Source organism: Streptomyces sp. NBC_01808 (genome assembly GCF_035917395.1).
Classification (GTDB): domain Bacteria; phylum Actinomycetota; class Actinomycetes; order Streptomycetales; family Streptomycetaceae; genus Streptomyces.
In genome coordinates, this window is record NZ_CP109072.1 from 2,697,094 (window position 1) to 2,716,012 (window position 18,919).

Consider the following 18,919-nt stretch of genomic DNA (forward strand, 5'->3'; position numbering starts at 1 on the left):
CGGTCCCGTACGCCTGCACGCTCCCGCACGCCCCGGGCCGCACGGCCGCGCCCGCGGGCCGTGACACCCGCGGGCGCGGCTTCGTGCGGCTCAGTGGCCCGGGATCACGGCCGGAGCGACTGCTCCCGCAGCTCCTTCTTCGTCACCTTGTCCAGCCCGCTGTCGTACGTGGCCAGCCGCTTCGCCTTCGTGGTGCCGGCCTCGGCCTCGACACCGGCCCAGTCGAGGATCCGCTCGGTGGCCTTGGCGCGCTGCGCCTCCGGGAGCTGGCTGACCCGGGCGCCGTGGTTGGCACCGGGCGCGGTGTAGACGTACGAGTCGTGCGCGCCCTTCCCGAGGCGGAACGGCTCGGCGCCCCACGGATCGTTCTCGCCGTAGACGAAGAGCATCCGGTCGGCGTTCTTGCGCACCCACTTGTCGACGTCGTTCATCACCGACGGCTTGAAGCGCATGTCGATGTCGCGCGGGACGAAGTTCCGCGGCGGCTGGTAGCCGTAGCGGCTCAGGTCCTTCAGGTGCGGCAACTGGATGGTGGGCGCGCCCAGCTCGGTGCCCGCCTGGTAGTAGTACGGCGTGTACGGCGCGAGTCCCTGGTCGGTGTAGAAGGACCAGCCGGCGATGGCGTCGACGTAGTCGTACAGCTCCTGGTCGGAGACGGTGGCGGCGTCCGGCACGTCGGCGCAGTCGGCGGCCGAGCTGTACTGCCAGAAGCCCCACACGAGGTCGAGGACGGTCGCCTCGAACGCCTTGTCCAGGCTGCCGATCGTGGTGAACGTCGCGCCCGACTCCGCGGCCCACGCCGCGTACTTCTCCGACAGCGCGTCCCGCCGCACCAGCGCCTCGCGCTGCACGGCGTTGAGCGCGTCGCGGCACTCCTCGGTCCCGACCCGCTCGAAGAACCGGTCGTAGGCCGAGTCCTCCTGGTTCACCACGTCGTTCGGCGCCACGTAGGCGACGACGCCGTCCATGTCGCGCGGGTAGAAGCGCTCGTAGTACGTGGCGGTCATGCCGCCCTTGCTGCCGCCGGTGGCCAGCCAGTTCTCGTCGTAGATGTCGTTCAGCGCCCGGAAGATGCGGTGCTGGTCGCTGGCGGCCTGCCAGATGTCGAGCTTCTTCCAGTCCGCGGGGTCGGGCCGGGACGGGGTGAAGAACCGGTACTCCATCGAGACCTGGTTGCCGTCGATGATCTGCGTGGGCTCGCTGCGCGACGGCGTCGTGGACACGTTGTAGCCGCCGGTGGAGAAGACCGTGGGCCGGTCGGTGTCCTTGTGCAGCACGGTGATCCGCTGCTGGAAGGTCTGGCCGTGCGGCTTCCGGTGGTCCACCGGCTGTGTGTAGTTCAGAACGAAGTAGCGGTAGCCGTCGACCGGCTTCTCCTCGATCAGGCTCATGCCCTTGATCGAGAGGAGCCGGTCCTTGATGTCGGCCTCGTCCGCGGTGGCGGCACCGACCGGCGAACTGCCCAGCCCCGCCGTGCCGGTGAGCACGGCCAGACTCAGCAGCCATCCGAGCTTCCTGCGCATCTTCCCTCCCCGGATTCACAATGACCCTCGGAACCTAGCCGCGTTGGCCACGCATAAGAAGAACGCCGAGCCCCCTGTGGATAACTTTCCACGCATTGCGCTGCTTCGATTACGCTGAGTAGCGGAATGAGGGGTCTGGGACAGGGAAGGCAGGGCCGAGCGATGGTGCAGGACCGCCCGGGGGGATTCCGCGAGCTACGCCGACGGTTTCGCCGGCTGCGACGGCTGCGTGATCGGCTCCACCGGCTCCGGCTACGCCGCCGCGGGTTCCACCGAGCCCGCGTAGGTCCGCCACAGTTCCGCGTACCGGCCGCCGCGCGCGAGCAGTTCCTCGTGTGTCCCGTCCTCGGCGACGCGCCCGTGGTCGAGGACCACGACGCGGTCGGCGCGGGCCGCCGTCGTCAGGCGGTGGGCGACGACAAGGGTCGTGCGGCGGCCGGCGAGCCGGTCCGTGGCGCTGTTGACCGCGGCCTCGGTGGCGAGGTCGAGCGCGGCGGTGGCCTCGTCGAGGAGCAGGATGTCGGGGTCGACCAGCTCGGCGCGGGCCAGGGCGATGAGCTGGCGCTGGCCCGCGGAGAGGTTGCGGCCCCGCTCGGCGACGTCGTGGAGGTAGCCGCCGGGCAGCGAGGCGATCATGTCGTGCGCGCCGACGGCCCGCGCGGCGGCCTCTACCTCGGCGTCGGAGGCGTCGGGGCGGCCGTAGGCGATGGCGTCGCGCACGGTGCCGGAGAAGAGGTACGACTCCTGGGGGACGACGCCGAGGCGGTGGCGGTAGCCGGTGAGGTCGAGTTCGCGCAGGTCGGTGCCGTCGACGCGGACGGCGCCGCGGGTCGGGTCGTAGAACCGGGCGGCGAGCTTGACCAGGGTCGACTTGCCGGCGCCGGTCTCGCCGACGAACGCGACGGTCTGCCCGGCCGGGATCGTCAGGTCGAGCCCGGTCAGCGCCGCCTCGGCGGCACCCTCGGTCTGTCCGTCGTACGCGAAGTGCACGTCGTCGAAGGCGATCTCGCCGCTCAATTGCGCGACCGGCCGCGGCTTCGCGGGCAGCGGCGTGGACGGCTTCTCGTGCAGCAGTTCCTGGATGCGGCCGAGCGCGACGGCCGCCTGCTGGTAGCCGTCGAAGACCTGGGAGAGCTGCTGCACGGGGGCGAAGAAAAGATCGATGTACAGCAGGTACGCGACGAGCGCGCCCGCGGTGAGGGTCCCCGCGGCCACCCGGTCGGAACCGGCCCACAGCACGCCGACGGTGGCAAAGGAGGCGAGGAGCTGCACGAACGGGAAGTAGACGGAGATGAGCCACTGGCCGCGTACGCGGGCCTGGCGGTAGCCGTCGCTGCGCTCGGCGAACCGGGCGGCGCCGCCGTCCTCGCGCCGGAACGCCTGCACGATGCGCAGCCCGGCGACCGACTCCTGGAGGTCGCCGTTGACGACGCTGACGCGCTCGCGCGCCAGCTCGTACGCCTTGACGCTCTGCCGCCGGAAGAAGAACGTGCCGACGATCAGCGGCGGCAGGGTGGCGAAGACGATCAGGGCGAGCTGGAGGTCGATGACCAGCAGCGCGACCAGGATGCCGAAGAAGGTGAGCAGCGAGACGACGGCGGTGACCAGGCCGGTCTGCAGGAACGTGGACAGGGCGTCCACGTCCGTGGTCATCCGGGTCATGATCTTGCCGGTCAGATGGCGCTCGTAGTAGTCGAGCCCGAGCCGCTGGAGCTGGGCGAAGATCTTGACGCGCAGGGCGTAGAGCACCCGCTCGCCGGTGCGGCCGGTGAGCCGGGTGGCGCCGACCTGGGCCGCCCACTGGCCGAGCACGACGGCGAGCGCGAGGCCCGCGGCCGTCCACACGGCGCCGAGGGAGAGCCGCTGGACGCCGTCGTCGATGCCGTGCCGGATGAGGACGGGCAGCAGCAGCCCGGCGACCGCGTCGCCGGCGACGAAGAGCAGGGCGATGGCGAGCGGCCCGCCGAAGCCGCGCAGCAGCCGGCGCAGGCCGTACGAGACCTCCGGCGCCTCGGCCTGGTCCTCGTCCACGTCGGGGGTGTCGGTGGCGGGCGGCAGGGCGGCGACCTTGGCCAGCAGTTCCGGGCTGCCGGGCGAGCCGGCGAGCATGCCGGCGAAGCCGGAGGGGTCGCCGGCGGAGGCCGTGGAGTTGCCGCCCCCTTCGGCGCTCTTCTCGCCGGTCTCCTTGCGCACCCACAGGTCGGGGGTGACCCCGTCGACGCTGGCGTGGGTGTCGGCGGCGACCTGTCCCGCGGGGTCGCGCTCGCGGTCCGCCAGCTCGTCCGGGTCGGTCAGCAGCCGCCGGTAGAGCGGGCAGCGGCCCTGCAGTTCCTCGTGGGTGCCGACGTCGACCAGCCGGCCGCCGTCGAGGACGGCGATGCGGTCGGCGAGCGCCAGGGTGGACTGGCGGTGGGCGATGAGCAGGGTGGTGCGGCCTGCCATGACGCTGCGGAGCGCCTCGTGGATCTCGTGCTCGACGCGGGCGTCGACCGCGGAGGTGGCGTCGTCCAGGAGCAGCAGCCGGGGGTCGGTGAGGATTGCGCGGGCCAGCGCGATGCGCTGGCGCTGGCCGCCGGAGAGGGTCATTCCCTGCTCGCCGACGACGGTGTCGTAACCCTCCGGCAGGCCGGTGCCGGGGCCGCCGTCGGCGGCGCCGGGGGCGGCATCGCCGGGGGCGGCAGCGGCGCCGTTGCCCAGCGCGGTGATGAAGCCGTCGGCCTGCGCGGCGCGGGCGGCGGCGCGGATCTCCTCGTCGGTGGCGTCGGGCTTGCCGTAGGCGATGTTGTCCCGGATGGACTCGGAGAACAGGAAGCTGTTCTCGGGGACGAGCCCGATGGCCGCCCGCAGGGAGGGCAACGTGAGGTCGCGTACGTCGTGGCCGCCGATGCGGACGGCGCCGCCGCCCGGTGCGACGTCGTAGTAGCGGGGTATCAGCATCGACAGCGTCGACTTGCCGCTGCCGGACGCGCCGACGACGGCCATCGTCTCGCCGGGCTCGACGCGCAGCGTCAGCCCGTCGAGGACCGGGTGGTCGGGGTCGTAGCCGAAGGTCACGGCGTCGAACTCGACGTCGGCTGGGGCGTCGGCCGGCAGCTCGTGGGCGCCGGGCCCGTCGGACAGCTCCGGCTCGGTGTCGATCAGTTCGTAGACCCGCTCCACGCCCGCGCGGGCCTGCTGCCCTACGGTGAGCATCATCGCGAGCATCCGGACCGGGCCGACGAGCTGCGCGAGATAGGTGGAGAAGGCGACGAAGGTGCCGAGGGTGATCTGCCCGCGGGTGGCCATCCAGCCGCCGAGCGCGAGCATCCCGACCTGGCCGAGGGAGGGCACGGCCTGGAGGGCGGGGGTGTAGCGGGCGTTCATGCGGACGGTGCGCAGCCGGGCGGCGTAGAGCTTCCGGCTGATGGCGCGGAGCTTGCCGGTCTCCTGCCGCTCCTGGCCGAAGCCCTTGACGACGCGGACGCCGCCGACGGCGCCGTCCACGACGGAGGCGACGGTGCCGGCCTGCTGCTGGGCGTACCAGGTGGCGGGGAAAAGGCGGGTGCGGCTGCGGTTGGCTATCCACCACAGGGCGGGGGCGACGCCCAGGGCGACGAGGGTCAGCGTCGGGGACAGCACGATCATGACGACCAGGGAGACCGCGAAGAGCAGCACGTTACCGATCATCATCGGGACCATGAAGAGCAGGCCCTGGACGAGCTGCAGGTCGGTGGTGCCGCGGCCGACGACCTGGCCGGTGGACAGCTCGTCCTGGCGGCGGCCGTCGAGCCGGACGATCGCGTCGTACATCTCGGTGCGCAGGTCGTGCTGCACGTCGAGGGCGAGCCGGCCGCCGTAGTAGCGCCGGACATAGGTGAGGCCGTAGACGGCGAGTGCGGCGAGGACCATGAGGGCGGCCAGGGGCGCGAGCGGCCGGTCGCCGGAGACGATGACGTCGTCGATGATCAGCTTGGGGATGAGCGGGACGAGGGCCATGATGCCCATCCCGGCGAGGGAGGCGCCGAGGGAGAGCAGCACGTTGCGGCGATAGCGCAGAGTGTGCCGGAGGAGCCGCCGGGCCCAGCCCTCGGGTGCGTTCCGCGAAGGCTTCCGCCCGGCTGTGTTCCCGTTCGAGGGGGTCTCGTCCGATGGGGTCCGTGCCGCAGGGATCTTCCCCGATGGTTCCGCCACCGGCCGCCTCCGCCTCAGTGTCGATGGTCCTGGTCCAGGATCCACAACCTACGGGCGCCGGATTTTGTTTCTCGGGTGCGTACGGAATGTTGCCCGCGGCCGGCCGCGGGCGCTCGGGCGCAGGTCAGGCCACTGCCTGCAATTGAGGCGGGCTACTGCCCGTGAGCACCTCGACGAGTACCAGTAACCGGGTGAGGGGCTGCTCGACGCCGTGTTCCTCCGCCGGGGCCGCGGCTCTGCCGCCCTCGGAGAAGCGGGCCCAGACGGCCTTGCCGTAGGGGCCCGGCTCGCTCCAGCCCCAACTGTCACTGAGGGACTCCACGATCTGCATCCCGCGGCCGGACTCCGCGAAGGGGTCGGCGACGCACACCCGCGGGACGCCGGTCCCGGGGTCGAAGACCGCGCACACGACCTCCGAGCCGCGGCGCAGCAGGCTGAGGACGACCGGGTGGGGGGCCTGGCTCCAGGACGGTTCGCAGAGACCGTGCCGCAGCGCGTTGGCCACCAGCTCGGAGGCGACCGAGGCGACGTCGTCGACCAGGTCCTCCAACTCCCACCCGCGGAGTGTCGCCCTGGCGACGTTGCGGGCGATGGATATCGACCGGGGGTCGTCCTCGAGCGTGCACGCCGCGAACTCGGAGGCGGTCACCCACCCTTCAGCCGGTGCGGTCATCTCCAACTCCCCAGTCTCACGTGCACGTTGATGAAACAGGTTGCGATGCCATAGTGATCGATGTGCACTTGCCGCTGCAAGTACGGATGCAATTTCATTCGCAAGAACAGGTGCACGTACATTGGAGTCGCGATCATAGAAGGAGACAGGATGCAGCAGGTCATGAACGGTGTACCGGCGGATCAACTGGCCGGAATCACCTGGCGGAAGAGCCGCTTCAGCAATCCGAACGGCGAGTGTGTGGAGGTCGCCGGGCTCCCCGGCGGGGACATCGCGATGCGCAACTCGCGCGATCCGGGCGGACCGGCCCTCATCTACACACAGGCGGAGATCACCGCCTTCCTGCTCGGCGCGAAGGACGGCCAGTTCGACGATCTGATCGTCAACAGCGCGGCGAGGGGTCCTGGTTGAACTCCGTAGTAGCTGTACACCAAACCCTCCACAGTGAGAGACTGAGCGGTCGATTCACCACACCGCGGGACAGGGGCAGGCCAGATGTCAGCGTCGCCGGAGCAGACGTCATCGGTACGCAGGGCACTCTCTCAGCAGCACGGAGGGCCCACGGTTCTTCGGATCCTGCTGGGCACACACCTGCGTCGGCTCCGGGAGGCCGCCGGCGTCTCCCGTGAGGCGGCCGGTGATGCGATCCGGGCGTCGCACGCCAAGATCAGCCGCCTGGAGCTCGGCCGCGTGGGGTACAAGGAGCGCGACGTCTCCGACCTCCTCAGCCTCTACGGCGTCACGGACGAGCAGGAGCGCTCCGAGTTCCTGGCCCTCGCCCGCCGCGCCAGCTCCCCCGGCTGGTGGCAGAAGTACGGCGACGTGCTGCCGGGCTGGTTCGAGACGCTGCTCGGCCTCGAAGAGGCCGCGGGGCTGATCCGTAACTACCAGGTCCAGTTCGTCCCCGGGCTGCTGCAGACCGCGGACTACGCCCGCGCCGTCACGCTGCTGGCCAACGCGGGCGCGCCCGAGCAGGAGATCCAGCGCAAGGTCGACGTGCGGCTGCGCCGCCAGCAGGTGCTGGACCGGCCGGACGCGCCGAAGCTGTGGGTCGTCGTCGACGAGGCCGCGCTGCGCCGTCCGCTCGGCGGGGCGGACGTCATGCGGGGCCAGGTCAGGCACCTGCTGGAGATGGGCACCCGGAAGAACATCACCATCCAGATCGCGCCCTTCGACATCGGTGGCCTCGCGGCGGCCGGCGGGCCGATACACATCATGCGCTTCACCGAGCCCGACCTGCCCGACGTCGTCTATCTGGAGCAGCTCACCAGCGCGCTCTACCTGGACAAGCCGGACGAGGTGGAGAACTACAAGCTGGTCATGGACCGGCTCTGCGCCACTGCCGAGACGCACGCGGGCAGCATGCGGATACTGGAGCGCCTGGTCGACGAGTTCTGACGGACTCCCGGCACGTAAGGCACCCACGGCCCGCCCGGCAGGGTTGCGCGCACAGCATCAGGAGATCAGGCGCGGCGGCGCCTGGTCCGTGGTGCTCCAGCCCGCGTCGTGCCTAGCCCGCGTCCCGCTCACCGGCGATCTGCCGCGCCATCAGCGTCGTCAGCTCGTACGCCGTGTGCGACGCCGCCACCGACGTGATCTCGGCGTGGTCGTACGCCGGCGCCACCTCCACCAGGTCCGCGGAGACCAGCCGGCAGTCCGCCAGCCCGCGGAGGATCTCCAGCAGCTCGCGCGAGGTGAGCCCGCCGGCCTCCGGGGTGCCCGTGCCCGGCGCGTGCGCCGGGTCCAGGACGTCGATGTCGACGGACACGTACAGCGGCCGGTCCCCGAGCCGCTGCCGCAACTGGTCGGTGACCTCGTCCACGCCGCGCCGCATCACGTCCGCCGAGGTGACGATGCCGAAGCCCATCTTCTCGTCGTCGTCCAGGTCCTTGCGCCCGTAGAGCGGCCCGCGGATGCCGACGTGCGAGAGCGCCGCGGTGTCGACCACGCCCTCCTCCACCGCGCGCCGGAACGGCGTGCCGTGGGTGTACGCGGCGCCGAAGTAGGTGTCCCAGGTGTCCAGGTGCGCGTCGAAGTGCAGCAGCGCGACCGGCCCGTGCCGGCGGGCGACGGCCCGCAGCAGCGGCAGCGCGATGGTGTGGTCGCCGCCGAGGGTCATCAGCCGGGCGCCGGTGGCCAGCAGCTCGTCGGCCGCGCCCTCGACGGTGGCCACCGCCTCGCCGATGTCGAACGGGTTGACGGCGATGTCCCCCGCGTCCGCGACCTGGGCCAGCGCGAAGGGCGCGGCGTCCTGCGCCGGGTTGTACGGGCGCAGCAGCCGGGACGCCTCGCGGATCGCGTTGCCGCCGAAGCGGGCGCCGGGGCGGTAGGAGACGCCGCTGTCGAAGGGGACGCCGACGACGGCGACGTCCGTACGCCCCACCTCGTCCAGGCGGGGCAGCCGGGCGAACGTGGCCGGGCCCGCGTAGCGCGGGACGCGGGAGGAGTCGACGGGGCCACGAGGGGTGCCGGTGCTGCTCATGCCTCCGACGATAAGCGCAGGGCAGCCCCGCGACCGCTGTACAGAGTGGACACTTACTCCCCCGCACATGTGTCCGGGTGACAATGACACCATGGCCCTCATGTCCCTGCCTGACGCACCCAGCCGCCCCGCCCTCGTCGACCACCTCGTACGCACCCGGATCGCGGGCGATGTCGCCACGCCCCGCGAGGGAAACCTGCGCCACTACCGCGAGCTCAGCCAGGGCAACCTGCGCTTCTGGCTCGGCCTCGACCTCGGCGACCGCTGGACCGACGAGCGCGACGTGCTGGCCGTCATGGCCGAGCGCGTCGGCGTCGTCGCCGACCCCGCGCACACCCAGGGCCAGGACCGGATCGACCCCGAGCTGACCGTGGACGGCCTGGACCGGATGGCGGCCGAGCTGCGCAAGGCCGCCGAGGGCCGGCGCCGGGTGCTGCTGGCGACGGGCCACCCCGGCGGGCTGCTGGAGGTGCACAGCAGGACGGCGGCGGCGCTGCGCGCGGCGGGCTGCGACATCGTCACCGTGCCGCCGGGGCTGCGGACGGGCGAAGGCGACGACGGGACGTACGGCAACGTCCAGCAGTTCTGCGACGTGGCCGTGCTGGAGCGGGGCGCGACGCTGTGGCACACGCACGCGCCGCAGCCGGTGCGGCAGATCCTCGACGCGCTGGAGCGCGCCGGCGAGCCGCTGCCGGACCTGGTGATCGCCGATCACGGCTGGGCGGGCGGCGCAGCTCAGCGCGGCGTGCACGCGGTGGGGTACGCGGACTGCAACGACCCGGCGCTGTTCCTCGGCGAGGCGGAGGGCACGCTCGCGGTGGCGGTGCCGCTGGACGACCACGTCACGGATCCGGGGGCGTACGCGCCGATGACGGCGTACCTGCTGGCGGCGGCGGGGCTGGAGCTGCCGTAGCGGGGTCGGTCTCGGCCGCGTAGCGCCGCGGCGCCCGGTCCTTACGGGCAAACCCGGTCCGTACGGCGTCAGGTCCCTGCGCCCGTCAGGTCCGCGGGACGCGGATCACGCCCTCCTGGATCACCGACGCCGCCAGCCGCCCGTCGCGGGTGAAGATCCGCCCCGTGCTCAGCCCGCGCCCGCCCTGCGACGTCGGCGACTCCTGGTCGTACAGCAGCCACTCGTCCGCCCGGAACGGCCGGTGGAACCACATCGCGTGGTCCAGGCTCGCGCCCACGACGTCGCCGACGGCCCAGCCGCCGCGGCCGTGCGCGAGCAGCACGGAGTCGAGCAGGGTCATGTCCGAGACGTACGTCATCAGGCAGACGTGCAGCAGCGGGGTGTCGATGGCGCCGGCGAGCTTGCCGTTCGTACGGAACCACACCTGCGAGCGCGGCTCCCGCGGCACCCCGGCCTCGCCGCCCCACGGCGGCGGCTCCGCGTACCGCAGGTCGACCGCGGCGCGCGCCTCCAGCAGCCGGCGCGCGAGGGCGGGGTCGAGGAAGTTGACGGCGTAGCGCGGCATCGCCTCCTCGGCGGTGGGCAGCGTCTCGGGGTCGGGCGCCGCCGGCATGGGCACCTGGTGCTCCAGGCCCTCCTCGTGGAGCTGGAACGACGCCGAAAGGTTGAAGATCGGCTGGCCGTGCTGGACGGCGACCACGCGGCGGGTGGTGAAGGAGCGGCCGTCGCGGATGCGGTCGACGGTGTAGACGAGGGGCGCGCCGGGGTCGCCGGGGCGCAGGAAGTAGGCGTGCAGCGAGTGCGGCGGCCGGTCGGCGGGCACGGTGCGGCCTGCGGCGACCAGCGCCTGCGCGGCGACCTGCCCGCCGAAGACGCGCGGGACGACGGCGGCGCGGGAGTGGCCGCGGTAGATGTCCTGCTCGATCTGCTCCAGGTCCAGCAGGTCGACCAGTGCGGTGAGCGCGGCGTCGTCCATGGTGCGAGTCTCGCAGAGCCCGCGGCCCTACAGGCCCATCGACTTGGCGACGATGGAGCGCATGACCTCGCTGGTGCCGCCGTAGATGCGGGTGACGCGGGTGTCGGCGTAGAGGCGGGAGATGGGGTACTCGTGCATGTAGCCGTAGCCGCCGTGCAGTTGCAGGCACTTGTCGATGACGACGGCTGCGCGCTCGGTGCAGAAGAGCTTGACGGCGGCGGCGTCGGCGACGCTCAGGTCGCCCGCGTCGTGCGCGTCCAGCGCGCGGTCGACGTACGCCTCCATGGCGTCGGCCTCGGCCTTGCAGTCGGCGAGGACGAACTTGGTGTTCTGGAACTCCGCCACCGGCCGGCCGAAGACGGTGCGCTCCTTGACGTACTCCACCGCGAACCGCACGGCCGCGGCGGCCTGGGCGTACGCGCCGACGGCGATGCCGAGGCGCTCCTGCGGGAGGTTGTGGGTCAGGTACGTGAACGCCTTGCCCTCCTCGCCCAGCAGGTCGCCGACGGGCACCTTGACGTCGGTGAAGCTCAGCTCGGCGGTGTCGGAGGACTTCAGCCCCAGCTTGTCGAGCTTGCGCCCGACCGCGTAGCCCGCGGAGGAGGTGTCGACGACGAGGATGGAGATGCCGCCGCGGCGGTCCTCGGGCGTCGGCGGCGCGGTGCGGGCGCAGACCAGGACGCGGTCGGCCTGGACGCCGCCGGTGATGAAGGTCTTGGCGCCGTTGAGCACGTAGTGCGTGCCGTCGTCGGAGAGCTTCGCGGTGGTCTTCATGCCGGCGAGGTCGGAGCCGGTGCCGGGCTCGGTCATGGCGATGGCGGTCATCATGTCGCCGGAGACGAAGGAGGGCAGCCAGCGGCGCTTCTGCTCCTCGCTGCCGTACTTGAGCAGGTACGGCAGGCAGAGCGCGGTGTGGACGGAGGAGCCGCCGAAGGAGACGCCGGCGCGGGCGCACTCCTCGCTGATCACGGCGTTGAACTTGAAGCTGTGCTCCCCGGCCCCGCCGTACTCCTCGGGCACCTCGATGCCGAAGACACCCAGCTCGCCCAGCTTCTTGTACAGCTCGCGGGGGACGACGCCGGCCTCCATCCAGTCGTGGTAGTACGGCACGACCTCGGCGGCGATGAAGTCCCGGATGGTCTCGCGGAACGCCTCGTGGTCCTCGTTGAACACCGTCCGCCGCATGGTCCTCGCCTCCCGGCCAGCTCCGACTAAGCGCTTGCTCAGCGCCCCGCAGTCGAAGTTACCTGCGGGTCACCACGGCTGTCCAGGCCGCGCCCCTGCGGCGGCCGTCACAGCCCCTGCCACGGCTCCGGTCACGGCTCCGGTCCGGCTCCGGGCGGCTACGGCTGCGGCGCCGCCGCGAAGGCGCCGCGGGCCAGGCGGTGGAGGAGCGCGGCGGTGGCGGTGCGGTCGGGGAGGGTGCCGCGGGCGCCGAGGTGGGGGGTGGAGTTGAGGAGGCCGAAGACCGCGTGCACCGCGGTACGGGCCGCGCCCTCGGTCAGCGCCGGGTAGACCTCCCGTACGACGTCGACCCACAGCTCGACGTACTGCCGCTGCAACTGGCGCACCAGCTTGCGGTCCTCGTCGCGCAGCCGGTCCAGCTCGCGGTCGTGCAGGATGATCAGCGGGCGGTCGTCCAGCGCGAAGTCGATGTGCCCGCTGATCAGCGCGTCCAGCGGCGCGTCCGGGTCCGCCCCGTGCACCGCCGCCCGCTCGCGGCCTGCCTCCAGCAGCCGCTCGCTGATGCCGACCAGCAGCTCCGCGAGCATGGCGTCCTTGCCGGCGAAGTGCCGGTAGAGACCCGGGCCGCTGATGCCGACCGCCGCGCCTATCTCGTCCACGCCGACCCCGTGGAAGCCGCGGTCCGCGAAGAGGCGCGCGGCCTCCTTCAGGATCTGCTCACGTCGGGTGGGGGCGGGGGCCTCGGTACTCATGCGGCCCATTGTAGACAGCCCGGTTAGTGAGCGTTAACCTTGGGCGCACGGGGTTAACGACAGCTAACCTGCTTGTCGGCCCGTACGGCCGTACGGGCTCATCTAGGGAAGGGCGCGCCCCCGTGGACCACGCACCCGTGCTGACGACCGCCGCGGACCCCGCGGGCCCGGCCGGCGCCGCATGGCGCACCAACGAGGCGGCGCACCGCGCGCTCGCCGGCGAGCTGTACGACAAGCTCGCCGCCGCCCGCGCCGGCGGCGGCGAGAAGGCCCGCGCCCGGCACACCGCCCGCGGCAAGCTGCTCCCCCGCGACCGCGTCGACGGCCTGCTCGACCCCGGTTCGCCGTTCCTGGAGCTGGCCCCGCTCGCCGCTGACGGGATGTACGGCGGCGCCGCGCCCGCCGCCGGCGTCATCGCCGGCATCGGCCGGGTCAGCGGCCGGGCCTGCGTCGTCATCGCCAACGACGCCACCGTCAAGGGCGGCACGTACTACCCGATGACGGTCAAGAAGCACCTGCGCGCCCAGGAGATCGCCCTGGAGAACCGGCTGCCCTGTGTCTACCTCGTCGACTCCGGCGGCGCTTTCCTGCCCATGCAGGACGAGGTCTTCCCCGACCGCGAGCACTTCGGCCGGATCTTCTACAACCAGGCCCGCATGTCCGGCGCCGGCATCCCGCAGATCGCCGCCGTCCTCGGCTCCTGCACCGCGGGCGGCGCGTACGTCCCGGCGATGAGCGACGAGGCGGTCATCGTCCGCAACCAGGGCACGATCTTCCTCGGCGGCCCGCCCCTGGTGAAGGCCGCCACCGGCGAGGTCGTCACCGCCGAGGAGCTGGGCGGCGGCGAGGTGCACGCGCGCACCTCCGGCGTCACCGACCACCTCGCCGAGGACGACCCGCACGCGCTGCGCATCGTCCGCGGCATCGTCGACACCCTCCCCGAACCCGGCCCGCCCCCCTGGTCCGTACGCGCCGCGGAGGAACCCAAGCACGACCCCGCCGGCCTCTACGGCGTGGTGCCAGTCGACTCGCGGACGCCGTACGACGTGCGCGAGGTCATCGCGCGGGTGGTCGACGGCTCGCGCTTCCAGGAGTTCAAGGCCGAGTACGGCACGACGCTGGTCACCGGCTTCGCCCGCATCCACGGCCACGCCGTCGGCATCGTCGCCAACAACGGCATCCTGTTCTCCGAGTCCGCCCAGAAGGGCGCCCACTTCATCGAGCTGTGCGACCAGCGCGGCATTCCGCTGCTGTTCCTGCAGAACATCTCGGGCTTCATGGTCGGCCGCAGCTACGAGGCCGGCGGCATCGCCAAGCACGGCGCCAAGATGGTGACCGCCGTGGCCTGCACGCGGGTGCCGAAGCTGACCGTCGTCATCGGCGGCTCGTACGGCGCCGGGAACTACTCGATGTGCGGCCGGGCCTACTCCCCCCGCTTCCTGTGGATGTGGCCCAACGCGAAGATCTCCGTCATGGGCGGCGAGCAGGCCGCGTCGGTCCTCGCGACCGTCAAGCGCGACCAGTTGGAGGCGCGCGGCGAGGAGTGGTCGGCGGCGGAGGAGACGGAGTTCAAGGCGCCCATCCGCGAGCAGTACGAGACGCAGGGCAACGCCTACTACGCGACCGCCCGCCTCTGGGACGACGGCGTCATCGACCCGCTCGACACCCGCCGGGTGCTCGGGCTCGCGCTGACCGCCTGCGCCCACGCGCCGCTGCCCGCCAGGGACGGCGCGGCGCAGGGCTTCGGCGTCTTCCGGATGTGAGGGGGAGGGTGGCGATGTTCGAGACGGTGCTGCTGGCCAACCGGGGTGAGATCGCGGTACGGGTCATCCGTACGCTGCGGGCGCTCGGCATCCGCTCCGCGGCGGTCTTCACCGACGCGGACGCGGACGCGCGGCACGTCCGCGAGGCGGACACGGCCGTGCGGATCGAGAGCTATCTGTCGGCCGCCGAACTGCTGCGCGCGGCGCGCGAGACGGGCGCGGAGGCGGTGCACCCGGGGTACGGGTTCCTCGCCGAGAACGCGGAGTTCGCGCGGGCGTGCACGACGGCGGGGCTGGTCTTCGTCGGCCCGCCGGCGGACGCGATCGAGCTGATGGGCGACAAGATCCGCGCGAAGGAGACGGTACGGGCGGCGGGCGTGCCGGTGGTGCCGGGCTCGACGGGCAGCGGCCTGTCGGACGCGGAACTGGCGGCGGCGGCGCGGAAGATCGGCATGCCGGTGCTGCTGAAGCCCTCGGCGGGCGGCGGCGGCAAGGGCATGCGGCTCGTACGGGACGAGGGCGCGCTGGCCGACGAGATCGCGGGGGCGCGGCGCGAGGCGCGGGGCTCGTTCGGCGACGACACGCTGCTGGTGGAGCGGTGGGTCGACCGGCCGCGGCACATCGAGATCCAGGTGCTGGCGGACGGCCACGGGAACGTGGTGCACCTCGCGGAGCGGGAGTGCTCGCTGCAGCGCCGGCACCAGAAGATCGTCGAGGAGGCGCCGTCGCCGCTGCTGGACGAGGCGACGCGGGCGGCGATGGGCGCGGCGGCGGTGGAGGCGGCGCGGTCGTGCGGGTACGCGGGCGCGGGGACGGTGGAGTTCATCGTGCCGGGCGGCGGCGGGGGCCCGGTCGCCTACTACTTCATGGAGATGAACACGCGGCTGCAGGTCGAGCATCCGGTCACGGAGCTGGTGACGGGGCTCGACCTGGTGGAGTGGCAGCTCCGGGTGGCCGCCGGGGAGCAACTGACGTTCACGTCCGCGGATGTGCCGCTGAAGGGGCACGCGGTCGAGGCGCGGATCTACGCGGAGACGGCGCGGGTGGCGGAGGGCGGCGAGCGGGTCGACTTCCTGCCGTCCGCGGGCCGCGTCCGGCTGCTGCGCGAGCCGTCGGGGCCGGGGGTGCGGGTCGACTCGGGGCTGCTGGAGGGCACGGAGGTCGGCACGGCGTACGACCCGATGCTGGCGAAGGTCGTCGCGTGGGGCCCGGACCGGGACGCGGCGCTGCGGCGGCTGCGGGCGGCGCTGGCGGAGACGGTGGTGCTGGGCCTGGACACCAACACGGGCTTCCTGCGCCGTCTGCTGGCGCACCCGGCGGTGGCGTCGGGCGACCTGGACACGGGCCTGGTGGACCGCACGGGAGCGAGCCTGGCGGCGGCCCCGGTGCCACCGGAGGCGTACGCGGCGGCGGCCCTGCTGGCGCAGTCGGCCCTGGAGTCGGCATCCCGCCGCCCGACGGGTCCGGCGGGCTGGACGGACCCCTTCGCGGACCCGTCGGGCTGGCGCCCGGGCGGCCCCCCGGCCTGGACCACGCGGTGGTTCCGCGGGGCGGGCGGGGACCCGGTGGAGGTACGGGTCAGGGGCCTGACGTCGGCGGCGGAGATCTGCACCGGGGCTGTGCCCCAGACCCCGCACGGGGCTGCGCCCCAGACCCCGGAGGTGTCGGGTGCCCCGGCGGCCGCAGCGCCGCGCGGAGCGTCGGCGTCCGCCCCGGCGGGCGGCGAAGCCGCCGCCGAGGGTGAAGGGGCGCAGCCCCGCGGGGGTGCGGGGGCGCAGCCCCGCGGGGCGTCCCCGGGGCGGCGCCCCCGGGTTTCGGGAAGAGGCGGGATCGGGGAAAACCCCCTTCGCGCCCGCCTCGCGCACGCCGACGACTCCTCCGTCACCTTCGAACTCGACGGCGTCACCCACCGGTTCAGCCTCGCCGCCTCCCCCGGCGGGATCTGGCTCGGCCGCGACGGCGACGTCTGGCATCTCCTCGACCACGACCCCGTCGACGCCGCCCTCCGCGGCGGTGCCCTCGTCGCCGGGGCCGACGCGCTCACCGCGCCCATGCCCGGGACCGTGACCGTCGTCAAGGCCGCCGTGGGCGACCGGGTCGCCGCCGGGCAGAGTCTGCTCGTCGTCGAGGCGATGAAGATGGAGCACGTCATCGCCGCCCCGCACGCCGGCACCGTCGCCGAGCTGGACGTCGTCGCCGGCGGGACCGTGGCCATGGACCAGGTCCTCGCCCTGGTCGTACCGGACGACGGCCAGGACGACGGCCAGGACGACGGACAGGGCGACAGCCAGAGCGACGGACAGGCCGTCGAACAGGAGGACCCGCGATGACCCCCCAGCCCCTCCCCATGCGCGTGCCCGCCGCCGGCCTGCCCGCCCGGGTCCGTATCCACGAAGTCGGCCCCCGCGACGGCCTCCAGAACGAGAAGGCCACCGTCCCCACCGACGTCAAGGCCGCGTTCGTGCACCGCCTCGCCGCCGCCGGTCTCACCACCGTCGAGGCGACCAGCTTCGTGCACCCCAAGTGGGTCCCCCAGCTCGCCGACGCCGAGGACCTGTACCCCCGCCTCGCCGACCTGACCGCCGAAGGCGCCGTCGACCTCCCCGTCCTCGTCCCCAACATCCGCGGCCTGGAGCGCGCCACCGCCCTCGGTGCCCGCCGCGTCGCCGTCTTCGCCAGCGCCACCGAGACCTTCGCCCGCCGCAACCTCAACCGCACCGTCGACGAGTCCCTCGCGATGTTCGCCCCCGTCGTCGCGCAGGCCAAGAACGACGGTCTGCACGTCCGCGGCTATCTCTCGATGTGCTTCGGCGACCCCTGGGAGGGCCGGGTCCCCCTCCCCCAGGTGGTACGGACCGCCCGCGCGCTCGCCGACATGGGCTGCGACGAGCTGAGCCTCGGCGACACCATCGGCGTCGCCACCCCCGGCCACGTCGCCGCGCTACTCGACGCCCTCGCACAGGACGGCATCCCCGTCGACCGCCTCGGCGTCCACTTCCACGACACGTACGGCCAGGCCCTGGCCAACACCCTCGCCGCGCTGCAGCACGGCGTCACCACCGTCGACGCCTCCGCAGGCGGCCTCGGCGGCTGCCCGTTCGCCAGGAGCGCGACCGGCAACCTCGCCACCGAAGACCTCGTGTGGATGCTGCAGGGGCTCGGCGTCGAGACCGGCGTCGACCTCGACGCGCTCGTCGCCACCAGCGTCTGGATGGCCGACCGCCTCGGCCGCCCGAGCCCGTCCCGCACCGTGACCGCCCTCTCCCACAAGGAGTGACCCCGATGACGCCCAGCCTCGACCACCGCCTCTCCCCCGAGCTGGAGCAGCTCCGCCGCACCGTCGAGGAGTTCGCGCACGACGTCGTGGCGCCGAAGATCGGCGACTACTACGAGCGGCACGAGTTCCCGTACGACATCGTGCGCGAGATGGGCCGCATGGGCCTGTTCGGGCTGCCGTTCCCGGAGGAGTACGGCGGCATGGGCGGCGACTACCTGGCGCTCGGCGTCGTGCTGGAGGAGCTGGCCCGCGTCGACTCCTCGGTCGCGATCACGCTGGAGGCGGCCTGCTCGCTGGGCGCGATGCCCCTCTACCACTTCGGTACGGAGGAGCAGAAGCGCACCTGGCTGCCGAAGCTGTGCTCCGGCGAGATGCTGGGCGCGTTCGGGCTGACGGAGCCGGAGTGCGGCTCGGACGCGGGCGGTACGCGCACCACCGCCCGCCTGGACGAGGCCGCCGGCGAGTGGGTGATCAACGGGACGAAGTGCTTCATCACCAACTCCGGTACGGACATCACCGGTCTGGTCACCGTCACCGCCGTCACCGGCAGGAGCGAGTCGGGCAAGCCGGAGATCTCCACGATCATCGTGCCGTCCGGCACGCCGGGATTCACGGTCGCCGCCCCGTACTCGAAGGTCGGCTGGAACGCCTCCGACACCCGCGAACTGTCCTTCTCCGACGTCCGCGTCCCGGCCGCGAACCTGCTGGGCGAACGCGGCCGCGGTTACGCCCAGTTCCTGCGGATCCTGGACGAGGGCCGCATCGCCATCGCCGCGCTCGCCACCGGTCTCGCGCAGGGCTGCGTGGACGAGTCGCTGGCGTACGCGGAGCAGCGCCACGCCTTCGGCCGGCCCATCGGCGCCAACCAGGCCATCCAGTTCAAGCTCGCCGACATGGAGCTGCGCGCCCACACCGCCCGCCTCTCCTGGCGGGACGCGGCGTCGCGGCTGGTGCACGGCGAGCCGTTCAAGAAGGCGGCGGCGCTGGCGAAGCTGCACACCTCGACGGTGGCGGTGGACAACGCGCGGGAGGCGACGCAGATCCACGGCGGGTACGGGTTCATGAACGAGTACCCGGTGGCGCGGATGTGGCGGGACTCCAAGATCCTGGAGATCGGCGAGGGCACGAGCGAGGTGCAGCGCATGCTGATCGCCCGCGAACTGGGCCTGCCGCCCACGGCCTGACGGCGGGCCGGCCGGCCGGAG

Annotated in this window: 14 protein-coding genes; 7 read left to right on the forward strand and 7 right to left on the reverse strand. The window is 72.8% G+C overall.

Annotated features, from left to right (window positions below):
* Nucleotides 1–104: 104 nt before the first annotated feature.
* The 3 genes from OG946_RS11415 to OG946_RS11425 form a co-directional block, all read right to left on the reverse strand.
* Nucleotides 105–1,523 (reverse strand): S28 family serine protease, encoded by a 1,419-nt coding sequence (locus tag OG946_RS11415; RefSeq protein ID WP_326796018.1) that lies wholly within the window; start codon nt 1,521–1,523, stop codon nt 105–107.
* Between the two features lie 252 nt (nt 1,524–1,775).
* Nucleotides 1,776–5,540: an ABC transporter ATP-binding protein gene (locus OG946_RS11420; protein ID WP_326796019.1), complete on the reverse strand. Its 3,765-nt coding sequence runs from the start codon at nt 5,538–5,540 to the stop codon at nt 1,776–1,778.
* A gap of 277 nt (nt 5,541–5,817) precedes the next feature.
* Nucleotides 5,818–6,366: an ATP-binding protein gene (locus tag OG946_RS11425; protein ID WP_326796020.1), complete on the reverse strand. Its 549-nt coding sequence runs from the start codon at nt 6,364–6,366 to the stop codon at nt 5,818–5,820.
* Nucleotides 6,367–6,516: 150 nt separating this feature from the next.
* Between OG946_RS11425 and OG946_RS11430 the strand changes: the two genes are divergently transcribed.
* Nucleotides 6,517–6,777, forward strand: a complete 261-nt coding sequence (locus tag OG946_RS11430) for a DUF397 domain-containing protein (RefSeq protein ID WP_101424414.1) — start codon at nt 6,517–6,519, stop codon at nt 6,775–6,777.
* An 84-nt stretch (nt 6,778–6,861) separates the two neighbouring features.
* On the forward strand, nt 6,862–7,764 hold the full coding sequence (locus OG946_RS11435; protein WP_326796021.1) for a helix-turn-helix domain-containing protein: 903 nt from the start codon (nt 6,862–6,864) through the stop codon (nt 7,762–7,764).
* A 112-nt stretch (nt 7,765–7,876) separates the two neighbouring features.
* On the opposite strand, the gene speB is transcribed toward OG946_RS11435, so the two are convergent.
* Nucleotides 7,877–8,848, reverse strand: a complete 972-nt coding sequence (gene speB / locus OG946_RS11440; protein WP_326796022.1) for an agmatinase — start codon at nt 8,846–8,848, stop codon at nt 7,877–7,879.
* A gap of 91 nt (nt 8,849–8,939) precedes the next feature.
* Between speB and OG946_RS11445 the strand changes: the two genes are divergently transcribed.
* A complete protein-coding gene (locus OG946_RS11445; RefSeq protein WP_326796023.1) occupies nt 8,940–9,761 on the forward strand; it encodes a phosphatase in 822 nt (273 codons plus the stop codon).
* Nucleotides 9,762–9,846: 85 nt separating this feature from the next.
* On the opposite strand, the gene OG946_RS11450 is transcribed toward OG946_RS11445, so the two are convergent.
* From OG946_RS11450 to OG946_RS11460, 3 genes are all read right to left on the reverse strand, one after another.
* Nucleotides 9,847–10,737 carry an acyl-CoA thioesterase gene (locus OG946_RS11450; RefSeq protein WP_326796024.1) on the reverse strand — a complete coding sequence of 297 codons (891 nt, stop codon included), beginning with the start codon at nt 10,735–10,737 and terminating at the stop codon, nt 9,847–9,849.
* Nucleotides 10,738–10,764: 27 nt separating this feature from the next.
* Nucleotides 10,765–11,922 carry an acyl-CoA dehydrogenase family protein gene (locus OG946_RS11455; protein WP_326796025.1) on the reverse strand — a complete coding sequence of 386 codons (1,158 nt, stop codon included), beginning with the start codon at nt 11,920–11,922 and terminating at the stop codon, nt 10,765–10,767.
* Nucleotides 11,923–12,080: 158 nt separating this feature from the next.
* A complete protein-coding gene (locus OG946_RS11460; RefSeq protein ID WP_326796026.1) occupies nt 12,081–12,674 on the reverse strand; it encodes an SACE_7040 family transcriptional regulator in 594 nt (197 codons plus the stop codon).
* A 122-nt stretch (nt 12,675–12,796) separates the two neighbouring features.
* Here OG946_RS11460 and OG946_RS11465 point away from each other — a divergent pair, with 122 nt between their 5' ends.
* From OG946_RS11465 to OG946_RS11480, 4 genes are read left to right on the forward strand one after another with little or no spacing between them, the layout of a single operon-like run.
* Nucleotides 12,797–14,437: a carboxyl transferase domain-containing protein gene (locus OG946_RS11465; RefSeq protein WP_326796027.1), complete on the forward strand. Its 1,641-nt coding sequence runs from the start codon at nt 12,797–12,799 to the stop codon at nt 14,435–14,437.
* A gap of 14 nt (nt 14,438–14,451) precedes the next feature.
* Nucleotides 14,452–16,767: an acetyl/propionyl/methylcrotonyl-CoA carboxylase subunit alpha gene (locus tag OG946_RS11470; RefSeq protein WP_326796028.1), complete on the forward strand. Its 2,316-nt coding sequence runs from the start codon at nt 14,452–14,454 to the stop codon at nt 16,765–16,767.
* Complete coding sequence (locus tag OG946_RS11475) at nt 16,764–17,714, forward strand: hydroxymethylglutaryl-CoA lyase (protein WP_326796029.1); 951 nt, start codon at nt 16,764–16,766, stop codon at nt 17,712–17,714. Before OG946_RS11470 ends, OG946_RS11475 begins: the two co-directional genes overlap by 4 nt.
* Before the next feature lie 5 nt (nt 17,715–17,719).
* Entirely contained in the window at nt 17,720–18,898 is a 1,179-nt protein-coding gene (locus OG946_RS11480) for an acyl-CoA dehydrogenase family protein (RefSeq protein WP_326796030.1), read from the forward strand.
* Nucleotides 18,899–18,919: the final 21 nt, after the last annotated feature.

Excerpts from the sequence above, each read along its gene's own strand:
- OG946_RS11415 (WP_326796018.1), bottom strand. The coding sequence starts at position 1,523 with ATGCGCAGGAAGCTCGGATGGCTGCTGAGTCTGGCCGTGCTCACCGGC.
- OG946_RS11425 (WP_326796020.1), bottom strand. The coding sequence starts at position 6,366 with ATGACCGCACCGGCTGAAGGGTGGGTGACCGCCTCCGAGTTCGCGGCG.
- OG946_RS11430 (WP_101424414.1), top strand. The coding sequence starts at position 6,517 with ATGCAGCAGGTCATGAACGGTGTACCGGCGGATCAACTGGCCGGAATC.
- OG946_RS11435 (WP_326796021.1), top strand. The coding sequence starts at position 6,862 with ATGTCAGCGTCGCCGGAGCAGACGTCATCGGTACGCAGGGCACTCTCT.
- speB (WP_326796022.1), bottom strand. The coding sequence starts at position 8,848 with ATGAGCAGCACCGGCACCCCTCGTGGCCCCGTCGACTCCTCCCGCGTC.
- OG946_RS11445 (WP_326796023.1), top strand. The coding sequence starts at position 8,940 with ATGGCCCTCATGTCCCTGCCTGACGCACCCAGCCGCCCCGCCCTCGTC.
- OG946_RS11450 (WP_326796024.1), bottom strand. The coding sequence starts at position 10,737 with ATGGACGACGCCGCGCTCACCGCACTGGTCGACCTGCTGGACCTGGAG.
- OG946_RS11455 (WP_326796025.1), bottom strand. The coding sequence starts at position 11,922 with ATGCGGCGGACGGTGTTCAACGAGGACCACGAGGCGTTCCGCGAGACC.
- OG946_RS11460 (WP_326796026.1), bottom strand. The coding sequence starts at position 12,674 with ATGAGTACCGAGGCCCCCGCCCCCACCCGACGTGAGCAGATCCTGAAG.
- OG946_RS11470 (WP_326796028.1), top strand. The coding sequence starts at position 14,452 with ATGTTCGAGACGGTGCTGCTGGCCAACCGGGGTGAGATCGCGGTACGG.
- OG946_RS11475 (WP_326796029.1), top strand. The coding sequence starts at position 16,764 with ATGACCCCCCAGCCCCTCCCCATGCGCGTGCCCGCCGCCGGCCTGCCC.
- OG946_RS11480 (WP_326796030.1), top strand. The coding sequence starts at position 17,720 with ATGACGCCCAGCCTCGACCACCGCCTCTCCCCCGAGCTGGAGCAGCTC.